Origin of the sequence: Streptomyces sp. KR55, from assembly GCF_052245645.1 — a bacterium.
GTDB lineage: Bacteria > Actinomycetota > Actinomycetes > Streptomycetales > Streptomycetaceae > Streptomyces > Streptomyces flavusporus.
The window spans coordinates 1-15882 of the sequence record NZ_JBQQCE010000213.1 but is presented as its reverse complement, the minus strand read 5'-3'; the positions used below and the strand labels follow the sequence as shown (position 1 = coordinate 15882).

Annotated in this window: 15 protein-coding genes; 9 read left to right on the top strand and 6 right to left on the bottom strand. The window is 68.5% G+C overall.

Translation table 11 applies throughout. From position 1 onward, the window contains the following. Positions 1 to 196: 196 nt before the first annotated feature. A complete protein-coding gene (locus ACTWQJ_RS28030) occupies positions 197 to 676 on the bottom strand; it encodes a GNAT family N-acetyltransferase (protein ID WP_443309320.1) in 480 nt (159 codons plus the stop codon). 97 nt (positions 677 to 773) lie between these two features. On the opposite strand from ACTWQJ_RS28030, the gene ACTWQJ_RS28025 reads away from it, so the two are divergent. Together ACTWQJ_RS28025 and ACTWQJ_RS28020 are read left to right on the top strand one after the other, a co-directional pair. Then, positions 774 to 1283: a MerR family transcriptional regulator gene (locus ACTWQJ_RS28025; RefSeq protein WP_443309319.1), complete on the top strand. Its 510-nt coding sequence runs from the start codon at positions 774 to 776 to the stop codon at positions 1281 to 1283. Then, on the top strand, positions 1280 to 2296 hold the full coding sequence (locus ACTWQJ_RS28020; RefSeq protein ID WP_443309318.1) for an aldo/keto reductase: 1017 nt from the start codon (positions 1280 to 1282) through the stop codon (positions 2294 to 2296). The genes ACTWQJ_RS28025 and ACTWQJ_RS28020 overlap by 4 nt, the downstream gene beginning before the upstream one ends. 78 nt (positions 2297 to 2374) lie before the next feature. Here the strand turns inward: ACTWQJ_RS28020 and ACTWQJ_RS28015 are convergent, their stop codons facing one another. The 3 genes from ACTWQJ_RS28015 to ACTWQJ_RS28005 form a co-directional block, all read right to left on the bottom strand. Then, positions 2375 to 3220, bottom strand: coding sequence for a DUF4429 domain-containing protein (locus tag ACTWQJ_RS28015; protein ID WP_443309317.1), 846 nt, complete (start codon positions 3218 to 3220; stop codon positions 2375 to 2377). A 67-nt stretch (positions 3221 to 3287) separates the two neighbouring features. Next, positions 3288 to 4505 (bottom strand): alpha/beta hydrolase, encoded by a 1218-nt coding sequence (locus ACTWQJ_RS28010; protein ID WP_443309316.1) that lies wholly within the window; start codon positions 4503 to 4505, stop codon positions 3288 to 3290. Between the two features lie 70 nt (positions 4506 to 4575). Beyond that, positions 4576 to 5241 (bottom strand): TetR family transcriptional regulator, encoded by a 666-nt coding sequence (locus ACTWQJ_RS28005; protein ID WP_443309321.1) that lies wholly within the window; start codon positions 5239 to 5241, stop codon positions 4576 to 4578. 122 nt (positions 5242 to 5363) lie between these two features. Here ACTWQJ_RS28005 and ACTWQJ_RS28000 point away from each other — a divergent pair, with 122 nt between their 5' ends. Further along, entirely contained in the window at positions 5364 to 6983 is a 1620-nt protein-coding gene (locus tag ACTWQJ_RS28000; RefSeq protein WP_443309315.1) for an MFS transporter, read from the top strand. 383 nt (positions 6984 to 7366) lie between these two features. On the opposite strand, the gene ACTWQJ_RS27995 is transcribed toward ACTWQJ_RS28000, so the two are convergent. Then, positions 7367 to 8125: a potassium channel family protein gene (locus ACTWQJ_RS27995; protein WP_443309314.1), complete on the bottom strand. Its 759-nt coding sequence runs from the start codon at positions 8123 to 8125 to the stop codon at positions 7367 to 7369. 98 nt (positions 8126 to 8223) lie between these two features. Continuing rightward, complete coding sequence (gene aceE, locus ACTWQJ_RS27990) at positions 8224 to 10971, bottom strand: pyruvate dehydrogenase (acetyl-transferring), homodimeric type (RefSeq protein ID WP_443309313.1); 2748 nt, start codon at positions 10969 to 10971, stop codon at positions 8224 to 8226. Between the two features lie 388 nt (positions 10972 to 11359). Between aceE and ACTWQJ_RS27985 the strand changes: the two genes are divergently transcribed. The 6 genes from ACTWQJ_RS27985 to ACTWQJ_RS27960 all read left to right on the top strand — a co-directional run bounded on the left by ACTWQJ_RS27985 (position 11360) and on the right by ACTWQJ_RS27960 (position 15823). Next, complete coding sequence (locus ACTWQJ_RS27985) at positions 11360 to 11797, top strand: DUF3052 domain-containing protein (protein ID WP_165396382.1); 438 nt, start codon at positions 11360 to 11362, stop codon at positions 11795 to 11797. A gap of 141 nt (positions 11798 to 11938) precedes the next feature. Next, positions 11939 to 12397 carry a peroxiredoxin gene (locus tag ACTWQJ_RS27980; RefSeq protein WP_224733500.1) on the top strand — a complete coding sequence of 153 codons (459 nt, stop codon included), beginning with the start codon at positions 11939 to 11941 and terminating at the stop codon, positions 12395 to 12397. 114 nt (positions 12398 to 12511) lie between these two features. Further along, positions 12512 to 13087, top strand: coding sequence for a calcium homeostasis/redox stress adaptation protein (locus tag ACTWQJ_RS27975; protein ID WP_129800861.1), 576 nt, complete (start codon positions 12512 to 12514; stop codon positions 13085 to 13087). Between the two features lie 107 nt (positions 13088 to 13194). Beyond that, positions 13195 to 13770, top strand: a complete 576-nt coding sequence (locus ACTWQJ_RS27970; RefSeq protein ID WP_443309312.1) for a TerD family protein — start codon at positions 13195 to 13197, stop codon at positions 13768 to 13770. Between the two features lie 57 nt (positions 13771 to 13827). Next, on the top strand, positions 13828 to 14964 hold the full coding sequence (locus ACTWQJ_RS27965; RefSeq protein ID WP_443309311.1) for a DUF475 domain-containing protein: 1137 nt from the start codon (positions 13828 to 13830) through the stop codon (positions 14962 to 14964). A gap of 121 nt (positions 14965 to 15085) precedes the next feature. Then, on the top strand, positions 15086 to 15823 hold the full coding sequence (locus ACTWQJ_RS27960; RefSeq protein ID WP_224733522.1) for a TerD family protein: 738 nt from the start codon (positions 15086 to 15088) through the stop codon (positions 15821 to 15823). Positions 15824 to 15882 lie beyond the last annotated feature (59 nt).

Sequence of the window (15882 nt, the reverse complement as noted above, 5' to 3'; positions counted from 1 at the left end):
GCGGACCGATGGGGGCACCTCCCGCTCGAGCGAAGCCGAGAGTGGGGGAGGCTCCCGCAACATCCGCGCGCGTGCGTGGGAGTTGTGGCGACGCGGGGCCCAGTCAACGGCCCCCGCCCCACCACCGCGTCAGCGGGGTGGGGCTGGACGCAAACGCAGCACCACAGCCAGTGGTGCCCGTTGTGCAAGCCCGTTGCTATAGCGACGGGTAGTTGACCCGCATCAAGGGGTCCTTCGTCCGCGCGAAGCCCAGTGAGGCGTAGAGCGGCTCGGCCTCGGCGGAGGCGGTGAGGTCGACCTGGCCGGCGCCGCGCTCCCGGAACCACTGGAGCAGTTCCTCCATGCACGCGCGCGCGTACCCCCGCCGCCGCGCATCCGGGTCGGTGGCGACACTGAAGACGAAGCCGATCCTCCCGTGCGGATTGCCGGCCTTCCCGATCCGGTACTCCAGCGTCCCGGCCACCAGCGCCGCCAGCGCCCCCGGCCGCTCCGGATGGTCGACCACGAACGCCGCGAAGTCCCCGTCCGGCTCGCCCAGCCGCGCGCGCAGCGTCGGCAGGGACTCCGTATGCCAGTCTCTGGACCCGTCCGCTGCGAACACCGAATCGATCATCACCTGGCGCAGTCGCAGCACTTCCGGGGCATCTTCGGGCACGGCACGGCGTACAAGACTCATGGCCCGAACGCTAGCCACCCGACCCGAGGCGCGTCCTGCCGATTTCTTACCGTCTGCGCTTGCCTGGAGTGCACTCCAAGGTCATAGCGTGGGGCGCATGACGGTGATGCAGACCATGGCAGCAGCCACCGAAGAACGCACCGAAGAAGGCATCGAAGAAGCCCTCACCCGCACGGACATCTGCTCCGCCCCACCCCGCCGGCATCCGCGCCCCGACGGCCAGGACCGGTACACGATCAGTGAGGTCGTCGCCTTCACCGGCCTGTCAGCCCACACCTTGCGCTGGTACGAGCGGATCGGCCTGATGTCCCACATCGACCGTTCCCACACCGGCCAGCGCCGCTACACCAACCGCGACCTGGACTGGCTCGACCTCGTCGGCAAGCTGCGGCTGACCGGCATGCCGGTCGCCGACATGGTGCGGTACGCGGAGCTGGTGCGTGCGGGCGACAGCACCTACGGCGAGCGGTGCACGTTGCTGGAGGAGACCCGCCGGGACGTACAGGCCCGGATCGCCGAACTCCAGGACACCCTGGCCGTGCTCGACCGGAAGATCAGTTTCTATACGGACGCCACCCGCGTCCGCGAAGCGGAGACGACCCGATGACCGACAGCAGGATCCCGACGGTACGACTCGGCGACGACGGCCCCGAGGTCGGTGTGCAGGGCCTCGGCTGCATGGGCATGAGCTTCGCCTACGGCCCCTCCGACGCGCAGGAGTCCCGGGCCACCCTGGAGCGGGCGCTGGAGCTGGGCGTCACGCTCTACGACACGGCGGACGCGTACGGCCAGGGAGAGAACGAACGGTTCCTGTCGCCGTTCTTCAAGGCGCACCGGGACGACGTGGTCATCGCGACCAAGTTCGCCCTGGCGATCCCGCCGGACGACCCGACCCGGCGGATCATCCGCAACGACCCGCCGTACATCCGCCAGGCCGTCGAGGCGAGCCTCGAGCGCCTGGGCGTCGACGTGATCGACCTCTACTACATGCACCGCCGCGATGTGAACGTGCCGATCGAGGAGACCGTCGGCGTGATGGCCGAGCTGGTCCGCGAGGGCAAGGTCAAGCACCTCGGGCTGAGCGAGGTCACCGGCGCGGAACTGCGGGCCGCGCAGGCCGTGCATCCGATTGCCGCCGTGCAGTCGGAGTGGTCGCTGTTCAGCCGGGACATCGAGGCGGGCGTGGTGCCGACGGCCCGCGAACTGGGCGTGGCCCTCGTGCCGTACTCGCCGCTGGGCCGGGGTTTCCTCACGGGCTCCTTCACCAGCGCCGAGAAGGACCTGACCGCCGACGACTTCCGCCGCCAGATGCCCCGCTTCACCGGCGACAACGCAACGGCCAACGCAAGCCTCCTGGAACCGATCCGCAAGGTCGCCGCCTCCCACGGCGCCACCCTCGGCCAGATCGCCCTGGCCTGGGCCCAGCAACAGTCAACGGTCCACAACCTCCCGGTCATCCCCATCCCGGGCACCCGCAAGCCGACCCGGGTCGAGGAGAACACGGCGGCCACCCGCATAGTGCTCAGCGAGGAGGACATGACCCTGCTGGACCCCATCGCCGCAAAGGTCGCAGGCAACCGCTACGCAGACATGACGTTCACTTCTGCCGGACGGGAGTAGAGATACCTGAGGGGCGCGGGGAACTGCGCGAGCAACCCCCACAACCCGCACCGAACACCAAACCGAACCCGGCACACGCTAAAGCTCAGCCAACAACTCCGCCTTCTTCACGGAGAACTCCTCATCCGTCACCAACCCAGCCTGATGCAACTCCCCAAGATGCCGAATCCGCTCCGCAATATCCGCGGGATCCCGCCGCGGAGCGGCAACCACCGCTGCCGCCGGACCCGCGGTGCGAACCGCAGCCAATACAGCCGCCGCGAACGGCAGTGACTCATGCACAGGCCCGTACCCCAGCCCGAACACCACGGCCGCCGGATCCTGATCAGCCTGCGCAGGCTGATCGTGCGCATCGCGCCGCAGCAGCCGCAGATGGCCCTCGAAGACCTCGGATGACCGCCACTCGACCCCGCTGAGGTCGGCGACCGCGAACTTCTGGTCGCCGGCCTTCCACTTCGCCGACGACGCCCCCGTCCAGAACCACCGGAACGACACGGACGTACCGTCGAAAGACGCCTTCGCGTCGTACGCCTTGAACTGCAACGGCGGCTCCGGCGCCGCCACGAGATGGCGTTCGGCCGGACCGGACTCGGTCAACAGGCCCCGTAGTTCATCGGCGTAGTACTCGGCGAGCGTCTCCCGTTCGGCAGGCAGCACCAGACGATAAGGATCGCTGCCTTCCTTCAGTTGGCCCGCGGCCGCCTCGATCAGCGGATCGGCGCCCGCCCGTGGCTCGGCGCGCAGCACCACGGTCCCGCGCCGGCCGGGGGAGAGCGTCACCCCCTGCAGAGCCTCCAACGGCACACGGCGCTCCCCGAGCGCCTGGAACAGCTTGGGTGTTCGAATCCCCCGTTCGTAACGGATGAGCACGGAGTCGGACTCGAACTCCCAGGCGGCATGAAATCCGGCCAGTACGTCACCCATGCGGCTCATCGTATGCGGCACGCGCTCTTTCGTCCCCTCCCTGCGCAGACCGCAGTTTCTTGCGCCTCTACGCGCGTCCGACCGCGGTGGTGCCGGACAAACCCGCCCGGCACGTGCCGGCATCGTCGGCGCAGTCCACCGCGCGGTACGCGCCAACCCCGATCTCGGCGAAGTTGGTGAGGCTCTGCGTGCCCGGTTCGAAGTAGCCGGCGTGCCCCTCGGCGCCGCGCGCCGACAGCACCCGCGCCCCGAACGCGGTGGACACCGGGTCGGCGCCGTGCCCGAGACCGCCGAACTCCATGTACGGCACGTCCTGGATCCAGTCGTCGGTGTCCCGCATCGCCCACACCTGCGCCGAGGTGCGCAGGTGCGACGCCGTCGCCGCACGCATGCCAGGACTGCCGGCCACCGCTATGTCGGCGACCCGGCGCGGCAGCGTGTGCGCGGCGACCCCGCACACCACGGAGCCGTAGCTGTGGCAGAACAGCGAAACGGGCACCCGGCCGGGCAGCGCGCGCACCATCCTGGTCAGCCGGACCGCGCCGTCCTCGGCGCGCATCGCGGTGGCCGCGTCCATGCCGATGCCGCTGGGCGCGGTGTAGTCGGCCCAGGCGATCACGGCCGTGCGGGTCGAGGGGCTCGCCGTGCGTTCGGCCGCGTACAGGGACTTCGCCATGCCGACCGGCGCCGAGTATCTGCGGTGGGTGCGCTGGAAGGTGAGCAGGTCGGTGTCGACGCCGGGGACGACGACGGAGACCCGCTGGGCCTTCGTCAGATCGCCGAAGACCTCGGCGATCCGGCCCGAGCCGGCCGGGTCGAAGGCGAGGATGTGCCGGTCGGCCCTCATGAGCGACGCGAAGCGGTGCATACGCCGGCCCGCCTCCTGCTGCCCGGTGGGGCTGAGCCGGTTGTCGTGCATGCGCTTGAGTTCGACCTTGCGGGCCTGGTCGAGCGCGATGCGGTTGGCGCGGTAACGCAGCCGGACGGGGGCGCCGTTCATGTTGCCGACCGCCAGTGGATAGCGGTGGGCGAGGTGGGCGCGCTGCCGGTCGGTGAGCGAGGCGAAGAAGCGGGCCAGCCGGGCGGGTGCGGCGTCCGGGTCCGGCAGCCGGTGTCCGTCGAGACGGCCGTGCTCCCAGGCGGAGAGCGAGGCCTGCAACGGCGTCTGGGCCCGCCCGCTGCGCAGGGCGGTCCAGCCGGTGGTCGCCAGCATCACGAACACCACGGCCAGGGCGAGCAGTGCGCGCCAGACGCTGAGTGAGGGAGAGGTGTCGAAGGAAGTCACTGGGAGGACACACTAGGAGAACGAGAGGGTCTCGCGTGAACCGAGTGACGCGGATCACGTTTGGGTAAAGTCACGCTTCTTGAGGCGCACGCCAGTTGCCGGCCAGTGCCGGTCCCACCTGATCCAGGTAGGTGGCCGCCAGTTCGCGCATTGCCGCCAGGCTGAAGTCCGGGCCCGTGCTCCACTGACGTTCCGTCACCCGCATCACCCCGCTGAAGACGGCCACCGCCACCCGCGGTCGTGGATCGGCGTCCACGTCGAGGCCCTCGCGCTCCGCGATCAGCAGCGCCATCTGCTCCTCCGTCTCCGCGAAGTGGCGCAGATGTGCGGCGAGCAGCACGGGCGTCGACTCGATCACCTGGTACATCCGCAGATACTGCTCGACCGGAGCGACGGACTCGACGACCGCGCTGAGCGTGTCCCACCCCTCCATGACGGCCCGGCGCATCGCCTCCATCGGCGGTTCGTGCGCGGGGCGGGCGCGCACGGCGTCGAGGAAGTGCGCCACCGTCATCGCCTCCAGGGCGAGGGCGGCGTCCTCCTTGCCGGAGAAGTAGCGGAAGAAGGTGCGGGGCGAGACATCGACGGCCGCGGCGATGTCGTCGACGGTCGTGTGGTCGTACCCGCGCGTGGTGAACATCTCGACCGCGGTGCGCAGCAGTGCGTCCCGGGTCCGCCGCTTCTTCAGCTCGCGCAGTCCCGGCCGGGTCGCCGATGCCGTGCCCGCACTGTTCACCGTGTCCACCAGGCCTTTCCTCGAACTGTTTTCCCAGTTCAGGCTATATGGGAGTGACGCGACAGTTACCGACTTGTGAACTGGTTTGTCAACTGTCAGAGGGTGACACTAATCTCGAACACATGACTAGTCAGACCACCATCGACAAGACGGGGCCGGGGGACCAGGCGCCATCAGCCCCGTCGGATCCGGCGCCGGCCAAGGGCCTGCGCGGCCATCCCTGGCTCACCCTGATCACCGTCGCCGTGGGCGTGATGATGGTGGCCCTCGACGGCACCATCGTGGCCATCGCCAACCCGGCCATCGCCACCGACCTCAAGGCCAGCTGGGCCGAGGTCCAGTGGATCACCAACGCCTACTTCCTCGCCCTCGCGGTCTCCCTGATCACCGCGGGCAAGCTCGGTGACCGCTTCGGCCACCGGCAGACCTTCCTCATCGGCGTGGTCGGCTTCGCCGCCGCCTCGGGAGCCATCGGCCTGTCCGACTCCATCGCCGCGGTCATCACCTTCCGTGTCTTCCAGGGCCTGTTCGGCGCTCTGCTGATGCCGGCCGCGCTCGGTCTGCTGCGCGCCACCTTCCCGGCCGAGAAGCTCAACATGGCCATCGGCATCTGGGGCATGGTCATCGGTGCCTCCACGGCCGGCGGCCCGATCCTCGGCGGTGTCCTGGTCGAGCACGTCAGCTGGCAGTCGGTGTTCTACATCAACGTGCCGGTCGGCATCCTCGCCCTCGTCCTGGGCCTGCTCATCCTGAACGACCACCGCGCGGAGAACGCCCCGCGCTCCTTCGACCTGTTCGGCATCGGCCTGCTCTCCGGCGCGATGTTCTGCCTGGTCTGGGCGCTCATCAAGGCCCCCGAGTGGGGCTGGGGCGACGGACAGACGTGGACCTTCATCGGCGTGTCCGCGCTGGGCTTCGCCCTCTTCGCCCTCTGGGAGAAGAAGGTGCGGGAGCCGCTGATCCCGCTGGGCCTGTTCCGCTCGGTCGCGCTGTCCGCCGGTGTCGTCCTGATGGTCCTGATGGCCATCGCGTTCATGGGCGGCCTGTTCTTCGTGACGTTCTACCTCCAGAACGTGCACGGCATGAGCCCCATCGACGCCGGTCTGCACCTGCTGCCGCTCACCGGCATGATGATCGTCGGCTCGCCGCTCGCCGGCGCGATGATCAACAAGGTCGGCCCGCGCGTCCCGCTGGCCGGCGGCATGGCGCTCACCGCGATCGCCATGTACGGCATGTCCACCCTGGAGACCGACACCGGCAGCGGCATCATGTCGCTCTGGTTCGCCCTGCTCGGCCTGGGTCTCGCGCCGGTCATGGTCGGCGCCACCGAGGTCATCGTCGGCAACGCCCCGATGGAGCTCTCCGGTGTGGCCGGCGGTCTCCAGCAGGCGGCGATGCAGATCGGCGGCAGCCTCGGTACGGCCGTCCTGGGCGCCGTCATGGCCTCCAAGGTCGACAGCGACCTCCCCGGCAACTGGGCGGACGCGGGCCTTCCGGAACTCACCCCGGCCCAGGAGGCGCAGGCCGCCGAGGCCGTCCAGCAGGGCGCCGCGCCGGTCCCGCCGGGCACACCGGACGCCATCGCCGCGAAGATCACGGGCGTCGCGCACGACACCTTCATCTCCGGCATGAGCCTGGCGTCCCTGGTCGCCGCCGGAGTTGCCGCGGTGGCGGTCCTGGTCGCCTTCCTGACCAAGCGCGGCGAGAACGCGGAGGCGGGCGCGGGAGCGGCCCATATCTGACGCGGGATCAACAGGGGTCGCTCTGGCCCCTGTTTCCCCTATCAGGGTGACAACGCTAAAGATTCCTCCGACCCGGTGCACGGCGCACGCCACAGTGGATCAGCCGGGCTGGTGCCAACCCGGCTGGCGCTGATCGCGTAAGACTCGGTCGCTCGCTGAGCGGCCGAGCGGCGTGAGCCAGGAATCCCCCGCTTCGGTTGGGGGAGGGTTCAAAGTGGCTCAAGCCCTTCGTACGGCATGTTCCCGTGGCAAGTTCGTACGACGAGGAGGGCGGCCTGGGGCTACGGCGCGCTGCTGGAGGGGGGTGGCGCGCCGGCAGACCTGAGGGAGACGGAGGGGCCTCCGGCGGTGAGGCCACCCCCCGAGCGACGCCGGTCAACCGGTCAACGCCGCTGCCCCTCCATCGGCTCCGAAACCGCCGTCGCCGACAACGCCGCAACCTCCGCCCGCAACGCCCGGACCTCCTCCGTCAACGCCGCGATCGCCTCCGTCTGCCGCCGCTCCTCCGCATCGTCCCGCTCGAACCGGGAGATGAACCACGCGGCGATGTTCGCCGTCACCACACCCAGCAGCGCGATCCCGGACAGCATCAGCCCCACCGCGAGCAACCGCCCCACCCCGGTGGTCGGCGCATGATCCCCGTACCCCACGGTCGTCATCGTCGTGAACGACCACCACACCGCGTCACCCAGCGTCCGGATGTTCCCGCCTGGAGCGTCCCGCTCCACCGACAGCACGGCCAGCGACCCGAACATCAGCAGCCCGATCACCGTCCCGGCCACATACGTCGTCAGCCGTATCTGCGTGGCCATCCGCGCCCGCCGCCCCACCAGCAGCAACGTGGACACCAGCCGCAGCAGCCGCAACGGCCGAAGCAACGGCAGGATCACCGCACACAGGTCCAGCCAGTGCCGCCGTACGAACGCCCGGCGATCGCGCGCCAGCACCAACCGCACCACGTAGTCCGCCGCGAACGCCCCCCACACCACCCACTCGATCACCAGACAGGCGACCGCCGTCGAACGGCTCGGCGAGCCGTCCACGATCGGCACGGCATAGGCGACGGCGAACACGACGGCCAGCGCCAGCAGCGGTCTCTGGGTACGCCGCTCCCACCGCTCCTGCGCCGATTGCTCCTTCATGTCCGCATCGTAAAGAACCCGCCCGGCCGGTGAACGCACGAGGGCGGCGGAGCCGAAAACCACAACCCCACCGCCCTCGAAGCAGACCCGTCGAGGCCCTACGCGTCGCCGCCCGCGACCCCCGGATCGGCCGCCGCGACGTCGAGGAGCTGGTACCGGTCGATCGCCTGCTTCAGCACCGACCGGTCGACCTTCCCCTCCTTCGCCAGCTCGGCCAGCACCGCCACCACGATCGACTGCGCGTCGATGTGGAAGAACCGCCGTGCCGCACCGCGTGTGTCGGCGAAGCCGAAGCCGTCCGCACCCAGCGACTGGTACGTGCCCGGCACCCACCGCGCGATCTGGTCCGGAACCGACCGCATCCAGTCGGACACGGCCACGAACGGCCCCTCCGCACTGCTCAGTTTCCGCGTCACGTACGGCACCCGCTGCTCCTCCTCGGGGTGCAGCAGGTTGTGCTCCTCACAGGCCACGGCCTCGCGCCGCAGCTCGTTCCAGGAGGTCGCCGACCAGACGTCGGCCTTCACGTTCCACTCCTCGGCGAGGATCTGCTGCGCCTCGACCGCCCACGGCACCGCGACACCCGAGGCCATGATCTGCGCCGGGACCGAGCCCGACGTGCCCTCGCCGATCCGGTGGACGCCCTTGAGGATGCCCTCGACGTCCACGTTCTCCGGTTCGGCCGGGTGCTGGATCGGCTCGTTGTAGACGGTGAGGTAGTAGAAGACGTCCTCGCCGTGCGGGTGCTCCTCGTCGCCGCCGTACATCCGGCGCAGACCGTCCTTGACGATGTGCGCGATCTCGTACGAGTACGCCGGGTCGTACGCCACACAGCCCGGGTTCGTCGAGGCGAGCAGCTGGGAGTGGCCGTCCGCGTGCTGGAGACCCTCACCGGTCAGCGTCGTACGTCCGGCGGTCGCGCCCAGGACGAAACCGCGCGCCAGCTGGTCGGCCATCTGCCAGAACTGGTCGCCGGTGCGCTGGAAACCGAACATCGAGTAGAAGACGTACACCGGGATGAGCGGCTCGCCGTGCGTGGCGTACGCCGAACCCGCCGCGATCAGCGACGCCGTGCAGCCGGCCTCGGAGATGCCGTCGTGCAGCATCTGCCCGGTCGGCGACTCCTTGTACGCGAGGAGCAGGTCCCGGTCCACGGCCTCGTACTGCTGGCCCAGCGGGTTGTAGATCTTCGCGCTCGGGAAGAAGGAGTCCATACCGAAGGTGCGGTACTCGTCCGGCGCGATCAGCACGAACCGCTTGCCGATCTCCTTGTCCCGCATGAGGTCCTTGAGGAGCCGGACAAAGGCCATGGTCGTCGCGATGGACTGCTGGCCCGAGCCCTTCTTCACGGTCGCGTACGTCTTGTCGTCCGGCAGCGCCAGCGGCTTCGACCGCACGACCCGCGTCGGGACGTACCCGCCGAGCCCCTTGCGCCGGTCGTGCATGTACTGGATCTCCTCCGAGTCCCGGCCCGGGTGGTAGTACGGCGGCAGGCCGGACTCCAGGTCCTTGTCGGCGATCGGCAGGTGGAGGCGGTCCCGGAAGCGCTTGAGGTCGTCGACCGTCAGCTTCTTCATCTGGTGTGTGGCGTTGCGGCCCTCGAAGTTCGGGCCCAGCGTCCAGCCCTTGATCGTCTTGGCCAGGATGACCGTCGGCTGCCCCTTGTGCGCCTTGGCCGCCGAGAACGCCGCGTAGATCTTGCGGTGGTCGTGGCCGCCGCGGCCCAGCATCAGGATCTGGTGGTCGGTCATGCCCTCGACCATCGCGCGCAGCCGGTGGTCGTCGCCGAAGAAGTGGTCGCGGATGTAGGCGCCGGTCTCGGTCGCGTACGTCTGGAACTGACCGTCCGGCGTGGTGTTCATCTTGTTGACCAGCACACCGTCGCGGTCCTGCGCGAGCAGCGGGTCCCAGGTGCGGTCCCAGATCAGCTTGATCACGTTCCAGCCGGCGCCGCGGAAGACCGACTCCAGCTCCTGGATGATCTTTCCGTTGCCGCGCACCGGGCCGTCGAGGCGCTGCAGGTTGCAGTTGACGACGAAGGTGAGGTTGTCCAGGCCCTCGCGGGCGGCGATGGACAGCTGGCCGAGTGATTCCGGCTCGTCCATCTCGCCGTCACCGAGGAAGGCCCATACGTGCGAGTTGGAGGTGTCCGCGATCCCGCGCGCGTGCATATAGCGGTTCATCCGCGCCTGGTAGATCGCGCCGATCGGGCCGAGGCCCATGGAGACCGTCGGGAACTCCCAGAAGCCCGGCATCGAGCGCGGGTGCGGATAGCTGGACAGCCCGTACGGCGCCTTGGACTTCTCCTGCCGGAACCCGTCCAGGTGCTGCTCGCTGAGGCGGTCGAGCAGGTACGCGCGCGCGTAGATGCCCGGGGAGGCGTGCCCCTGGAAGAAGACCTGGTCGCCGCCGTCGCCCTCGTCCTTGCCGCGGAAGAAGTGGTTGAAGCCGACGTCGTAGAGGGAGGCGGAGGAGGCGAACGTCGCGATGTGGCCGCCGACTCCGATGCCGGGCCGCTGGGCCCGGGAGACCATGACGGCCGCGTTCCAGCGGGTCGCGTTGAGGATCTTGCGCTCGATCTCCTCGTTGCCCGGGAAGAACGGCTCGTCCTTGGTGGCGATGGTGTTGACGTAGTCCGTGCTGCGCATCTCGGGCACGGCCACGCGCTTCTCGCGGGCCCGCTCGATCAGTCGCAGCATCAGATAGCGGGCCCGCTCACGGCCGCGCTCGTCGATGGCGGCGTCGAGGGAGTCGAGCCACTCCTGGGTCTCCTCGGGGTCGAAGTCAGGAACCTGACTCGGAAGGCCGCCAATGATGATCGGATTGCGATCGGATCCGGAAGCCACGCTGTTCCTTACCTGTCAGAGGGGCTGTCTGAGGCCGGTTTTCGTCTGTGTGCCTGCACCGATCCCCATCGTGTACCTCGGGACCGCAAACGTCATCTCTACCGAGAGGTAATCGAGACGTTCGTCAGCTCTCGGCGCAAAGCCATGCGAATTTCGTACCCACAGACGGTTCCCAAACGCACAAAGGGGGCAGATAGGTGTGGTGTGTGTCACCCTCGATCGCAGCGCCATGCCTGGAGTTGCGGCGACACGGCCGGGATCGTCACCGTTTAGGCGGCCCGAGCCGCCGGGTACTTGCGCGATCCGCCCCGCCCGTGTGGACTACGGCCAATGCTTCGCGCACGCGCGTGGCTGAGATATTCATCAAGACATGATCAGGAGGCAACCCGTGAGCGCGACCGCGGACCACGCGGAGGAGCGGACGAACCCTGCCGCCAGGCTGGGGTTCCAGCCCGGGCAGGTGGTCCAGGAGATCGGCTACGACGACGACGTCGACCAGGAGCTCCGCGAGGCCATCGAGGAAGCCATCGAGGGCGATCTGGTGGACGAGGACTACGAGGACGTGGCCGACGCCGTCGTGCTGTGGTTCCGTGACGACGACGGCGACCTGACGGATGCGCTGGTGGATGCCACCACGTACATCGAGGAAGGCGGCGCGATCCTGCTCCTCACGCCGAAGACCGGCCGTACGGGATACGTGGAGCCGAGCGACATCTCGGAAGCCGCGACCACGGCGGGACTGACGGCGTCCAAGAGCGTCAGCGTCGGCAAGGACTGGAGCGGCAGCCGTCTGGCGACGCCCAAGGCCGCGAAGTCCAAGCGGTGACCGTTCGTTGAACGTCAGGACGGGCTGAACGGCCTCGTCCTCGAACGCCGGACGGGCTGGTCGGTCAGCCCGTCCGGCGCTTCTTCGGTGATCTCTGCGTAGGGTGGGTCCACCCGAACAGCCCCACCGAAGGGATGCACGATGGCGATCCAGGTCGGCGACAAGGCGCCCGACTTCGAGCTGAAGGACAACCACGGCCGGGACGTGAAGCTCTCGGACTTCCGCGGTGAGAAGAATGTGGTCCTGCTCTTCTACCCCTTCGCCTTCACCGGCGTGTGCACCGGCGAGCTGTGCGAGGTCCGGGACAACCTCCCCAAGTTCGAGGACCGCGACACCCAGGTGCTCGCCGTCTCCAACGACTCCATCCACACCCTGCGTGTCTTCGCCGAGCAGGAGGGCCTGGAGTACCCCCTGCTGTCGGACTTCTGGCCGCACGGCGCCACCTCGCGCGCGTACGGCGTGTTCGACGAGGACAAGGGCTGCGCGGTACGCGGCACCTTCGTCATCGACAAGGACGGCGTCGTCCGCTGGACCGTCCGCAACGGGCTCCCGGACGCCCGCGACCTGAACGAGTACGTCAAGGCGCTCGACACCTTGTGATTCTTCGGTTCAAGGCCCTACGAGGGCCGGGAACCCGTCACTAGGATCGACTCGTTTGATCCGATAGCAACGCACGACGGGGCTTCCCGCCCCCGGACACCAATGGAGGGACTCGTGGGAGTCAGCCTCAGCAAGGGCGGCAACGTATCGCTGACCAAGGAGGCCCCGGGCCTGACCGCGGTCATCGTCGGTCTGGGGTGGGACGTGCGCACCACGACCGGCACGGACTTCGACCTCGACGCGAGCGCGCTGCTGCTGAACAACTCGGGCAAGGTCAGCAGTGACCAGCACTTCATCTTCTTCAACAACCTGAAGAGCCCGGACGGCTCGGTGGAGCACACCGGCGACAACCTCACCGGTGAGGGCGAGGGCGACGACGAGCAGATCAAGGTCAACCTCGCCGCCGTCCCGGCCGAGATCGAGAAGATCACCTTCCCGGTCTCGATCTACGACGCCGAGAACCGTCAGCAGTCCTTCGGCCAGGTCCGCAACGCGTTCATCCGCGTCGTGAACCAGGCCGGCGGTGCGGAGATCGCGCGGTACGACCTCAGCGAGGACGCCTCGACCGAGACCGCCATGGTCTTCGGCGAGTTGTACCGCCACGGCGCGGAGTGGAAGTTCCGCGCCATCGGCCAGGGTTACGCCTCCGGCCTGCGCGGCATCGCGCAGGACTTCGGCGTGAACGTCTGAGCCACGCCCCCACCGCAAGGTCCTGTCCGGCGCCGCGCGTTTGCGTGCGGCGCCGGACGCGCAGGACAACCACATCAGGCAGCAGCACCCAGGGGAGGACCAGCATCATGGGCGTCACGCTCGCCAAGGGGGGCAACGTCTCCCTGTCCAAGGCCGCGCCGAACCTCACACAGGTGATGGTCGGGCTCGGCTGGGACGCGCGTTCCACCACCGGAGCCCCGTTCGACCTCGACGCCAGCGCCCTGGTGTGCAGCAGCGGACGGGTGCTGGGCGACGAGTGGTTCATCTTCTACAACCAGCTCAAGAGCCCGGACGGCTCGGTGGAGCACACCGGCGACAACCTCACCGGTGAGGGCGACGGCGACGACGAGTCGATCCTCATCGACCTCTCCAAGGTGCCCGCCCAGTGCGACAAGATCGTCTTCCCGGTCTCGATCCACATGGCCGACGAGCGCGGCCAGACCTTCGGCCAGGTCAGCAACGCCTTCATCCGGGTGGTGAACCAGGCCGACGGCCAGGAGCTCGCCCGCTACGACCTCAGTGAGGACGCCTCCACGGAGACCGCCATGATCTTTGGCGAGGTCTACCGCTACCAGGGAGAATGGAAGTTCCGTGCGGTAGGGCAGGGGTACGCGTCGGGGCTGCGGGGGATCGCTCTAGACTTTGGGGTCAACGTTTCGTAAAGCCGGGTACGGCGCGGGGGAGACCCGTATACCCGTACACAAGGGATTGGGTAGCCAGTGGTTCTGAAAACCTTCGGCTGGTCGTTCGCGGTCACCGCGCTCGGCCTAGTCGCGGCGGTCTTGTACGGGGGGTGGACCGCCTTCGGCATCGTGGCGATCCTCTCCATCCTCGAGATCTCGCTGTCCTTCGACAACGCAGTGGTCAACGCCGGAATCCTGAAGAAGATGAACGCCTTCTGGCAGCGCATCTTCCTCACCATCGGCATCCTGATCGCCGTCTTCGGTATGCGGCTGATCTTTCCCGTCGTCATCGTCGCTGTCAGTGCACAGCTCGGCCCGATCGAGGCCGTCGACCTCGCGCTGACCGACAAGGACCGTTACCAGGAGCTCGTCACCGACGCCCACCCGGCGATCGCGGCCTTCGGTGGCATGTTCCTGCTGATGATCTTCCTGGACTTCATCTTCGAGGACCGGGAGATCAAGTGGCTGGGCTGGCTGGAGCGGCCGCTGGCCAAGCTCGGCAAGGTCGACATGCTGTCGGTATGCATCGCGCTGATCGTCCTGCTGATCACCTCGATGACCTTCGCGACCCACGCCCATCTGCACGCCGGCCCCGCGGACAAGTCGGCGACGGTGCTCCTCTCCGGTGTCGCCGGCCTCATCACGTACATGATCGTCGGCGGTCTCTCCGGCTACTTCGAGGACAAGCTCGAGGAAGAGGAGGAGCGCGAGCACGAGGAAGAGGAACAGGCCAAGCGCACCGGCAAGCCCATAGTCCTGCTGGCCGGCAAGGCCGCGTTCTTCATGTTCCTCTACCTCGAGGTCCTGGACGCGTCCTTCTCCTTCGACGGTGTGATCGGCGCGTTCGCCATCACCAACGACATCGTGCTGATGGCCCTCGGCCTCGGCGTCGGCGCCATGTACGTCCGGTCGCTGACCGTGTACCTGGTCCGCCAGGGCACCCTCGACGATTACGTCTACCTGGAGCACGGCGCGCACTACGCGATCGGCGCCCTCGCCGTGCTCCTCCTCGTCACCATCCAGTACGAGATCCACGAGGTCATCACCGGCTCGATCGGCGTCGCCCTGATCGCCTGGTCCTTCTGGTCCTCGGTGCGGCGCAACCGCGCGCTGGCGGCGGCCGAGGGAAAAGCGGGCTCGGACGAGAAGACTGAGGTCTCGTCCGGGGTGTGACACCCCTCCGGGTGAGGAACGCTCTGTGCGGGGCGGTCATTGAGGACGGCTGGATGTCCTCGACGGCCGCCCCGCCGGTCTGTCAGGCGCATGTGGGGCAAGCGGGAATGTGGGGGCGGAAATGGGCTTGTTGGACGGGCTCTGGCGCGGGCGCGCGGCCGAGTTCGACTCGGGTAACGCGGCCACCAACGCGATCGAACTGACCAAACGGCACAGCCAGGTGTCGCTCACCAAACAGGGGGCGGCGACCGGGCATCTGCGGATCAACCTGGCGTGGCGGATGCGCAGCTCCGACATAGGCGGGCCGCAGCGGGAAAGTCTGCTGCGGCACCCGTTCAAGGCGCTCAAGCCGCCGGAGGTCGTGGGCCACAGCCAGAGCATGGTCAACGTCGACCTCGACCTGGGGTGTCTGTACGAGCTCCAGGACGGCACGAGGGGCGTGGTCCAGCCCCTCGGTGGCTACTTCGGCGATGTCAACGCCCCGCCCTACGTCAAGCTCAGCGGCGACGACCGCTTCGGCTCGGCGTCGGGTGAGACGATCTACGTCAACCTGGACCACCGCGAGGCGATCAAACGCCTCCTGGTCTTCGTCTACATCTACGACCAGACCCCCGCGTTCGACCGCACCCACGCCATCGTGACCCTCTACCCCAGCAACGGCCCCCGCATCGAGATCGGCCTCGACGAACGCCACCCCCAGGCCCGCTCCTGCGCCGTCGTGATGATCGAGAACGTCAAGAACGAGGTGTGGGTCCGCCGCGAGGTGAAGTTCGTGTACGGCTTCCAGGCGGAGCTGGACCGGCTGTACGGGTGGGGGCTGCAGTGGGGGCGGGGGCACAAGACGAAGTCGCAGCGCTGAGCGCGTGCCGGAGTTCCGGCGGAGCGCCCTAGGGCCTGGCCGGAGGATCCTGCCACAGA

Bases quoted from the DNA above. Each gene is read 5' to 3' on its own strand.
- ACTWQJ_RS27980 (WP_224733500.1), top strand. From the start codon at position 11,939: ATGGCGATCCAGGTCGGCGACAAGGCGCCCGACTTCGAGCTGAAGGAC.
- ACTWQJ_RS28025 (WP_443309319.1), top strand. From the start codon at position 774: ATGACGGTGATGCAGACCATGGCAGCAGCCACCGAAGAACGCACCGAA.
- ACTWQJ_RS28000 (WP_443309315.1), top strand. From the start codon at position 5,364: ATGACTAGTCAGACCACCATCGACAAGACGGGGCCGGGGGACCAGGCG.
- ACTWQJ_RS27995 (WP_443309314.1), bottom strand. From the start codon at position 8,125: ATGAAGGAGCAATCGGCGCAGGAGCGGTGGGAGCGGCGTACCCAGAGA.
- ACTWQJ_RS28015 (WP_443309317.1), bottom strand. From the start codon at position 3,220: ATGGGTGACGTACTGGCCGGATTTCATGCCGCCTGGGAGTTCGAGTCC.
- ACTWQJ_RS28020 (WP_443309318.1), top strand. From the start codon at position 1,280: ATGACCGACAGCAGGATCCCGACGGTACGACTCGGCGACGACGGCCCC.
- ACTWQJ_RS28030 (WP_443309320.1), bottom strand. From the start codon at position 676: ATGAGTCTTGTACGCCGTGCCGTGCCCGAAGATGCCCCGGAAGTGCTG.
- ACTWQJ_RS27970 (WP_443309312.1), top strand. From the start codon at position 13,195: ATGGGCGTCACGCTCGCCAAGGGGGGCAACGTCTCCCTGTCCAAGGCC.
- ACTWQJ_RS27960 (WP_224733522.1), top strand. From the start codon at position 15,086: ATGGGCTTGTTGGACGGGCTCTGGCGCGGGCGCGCGGCCGAGTTCGAC.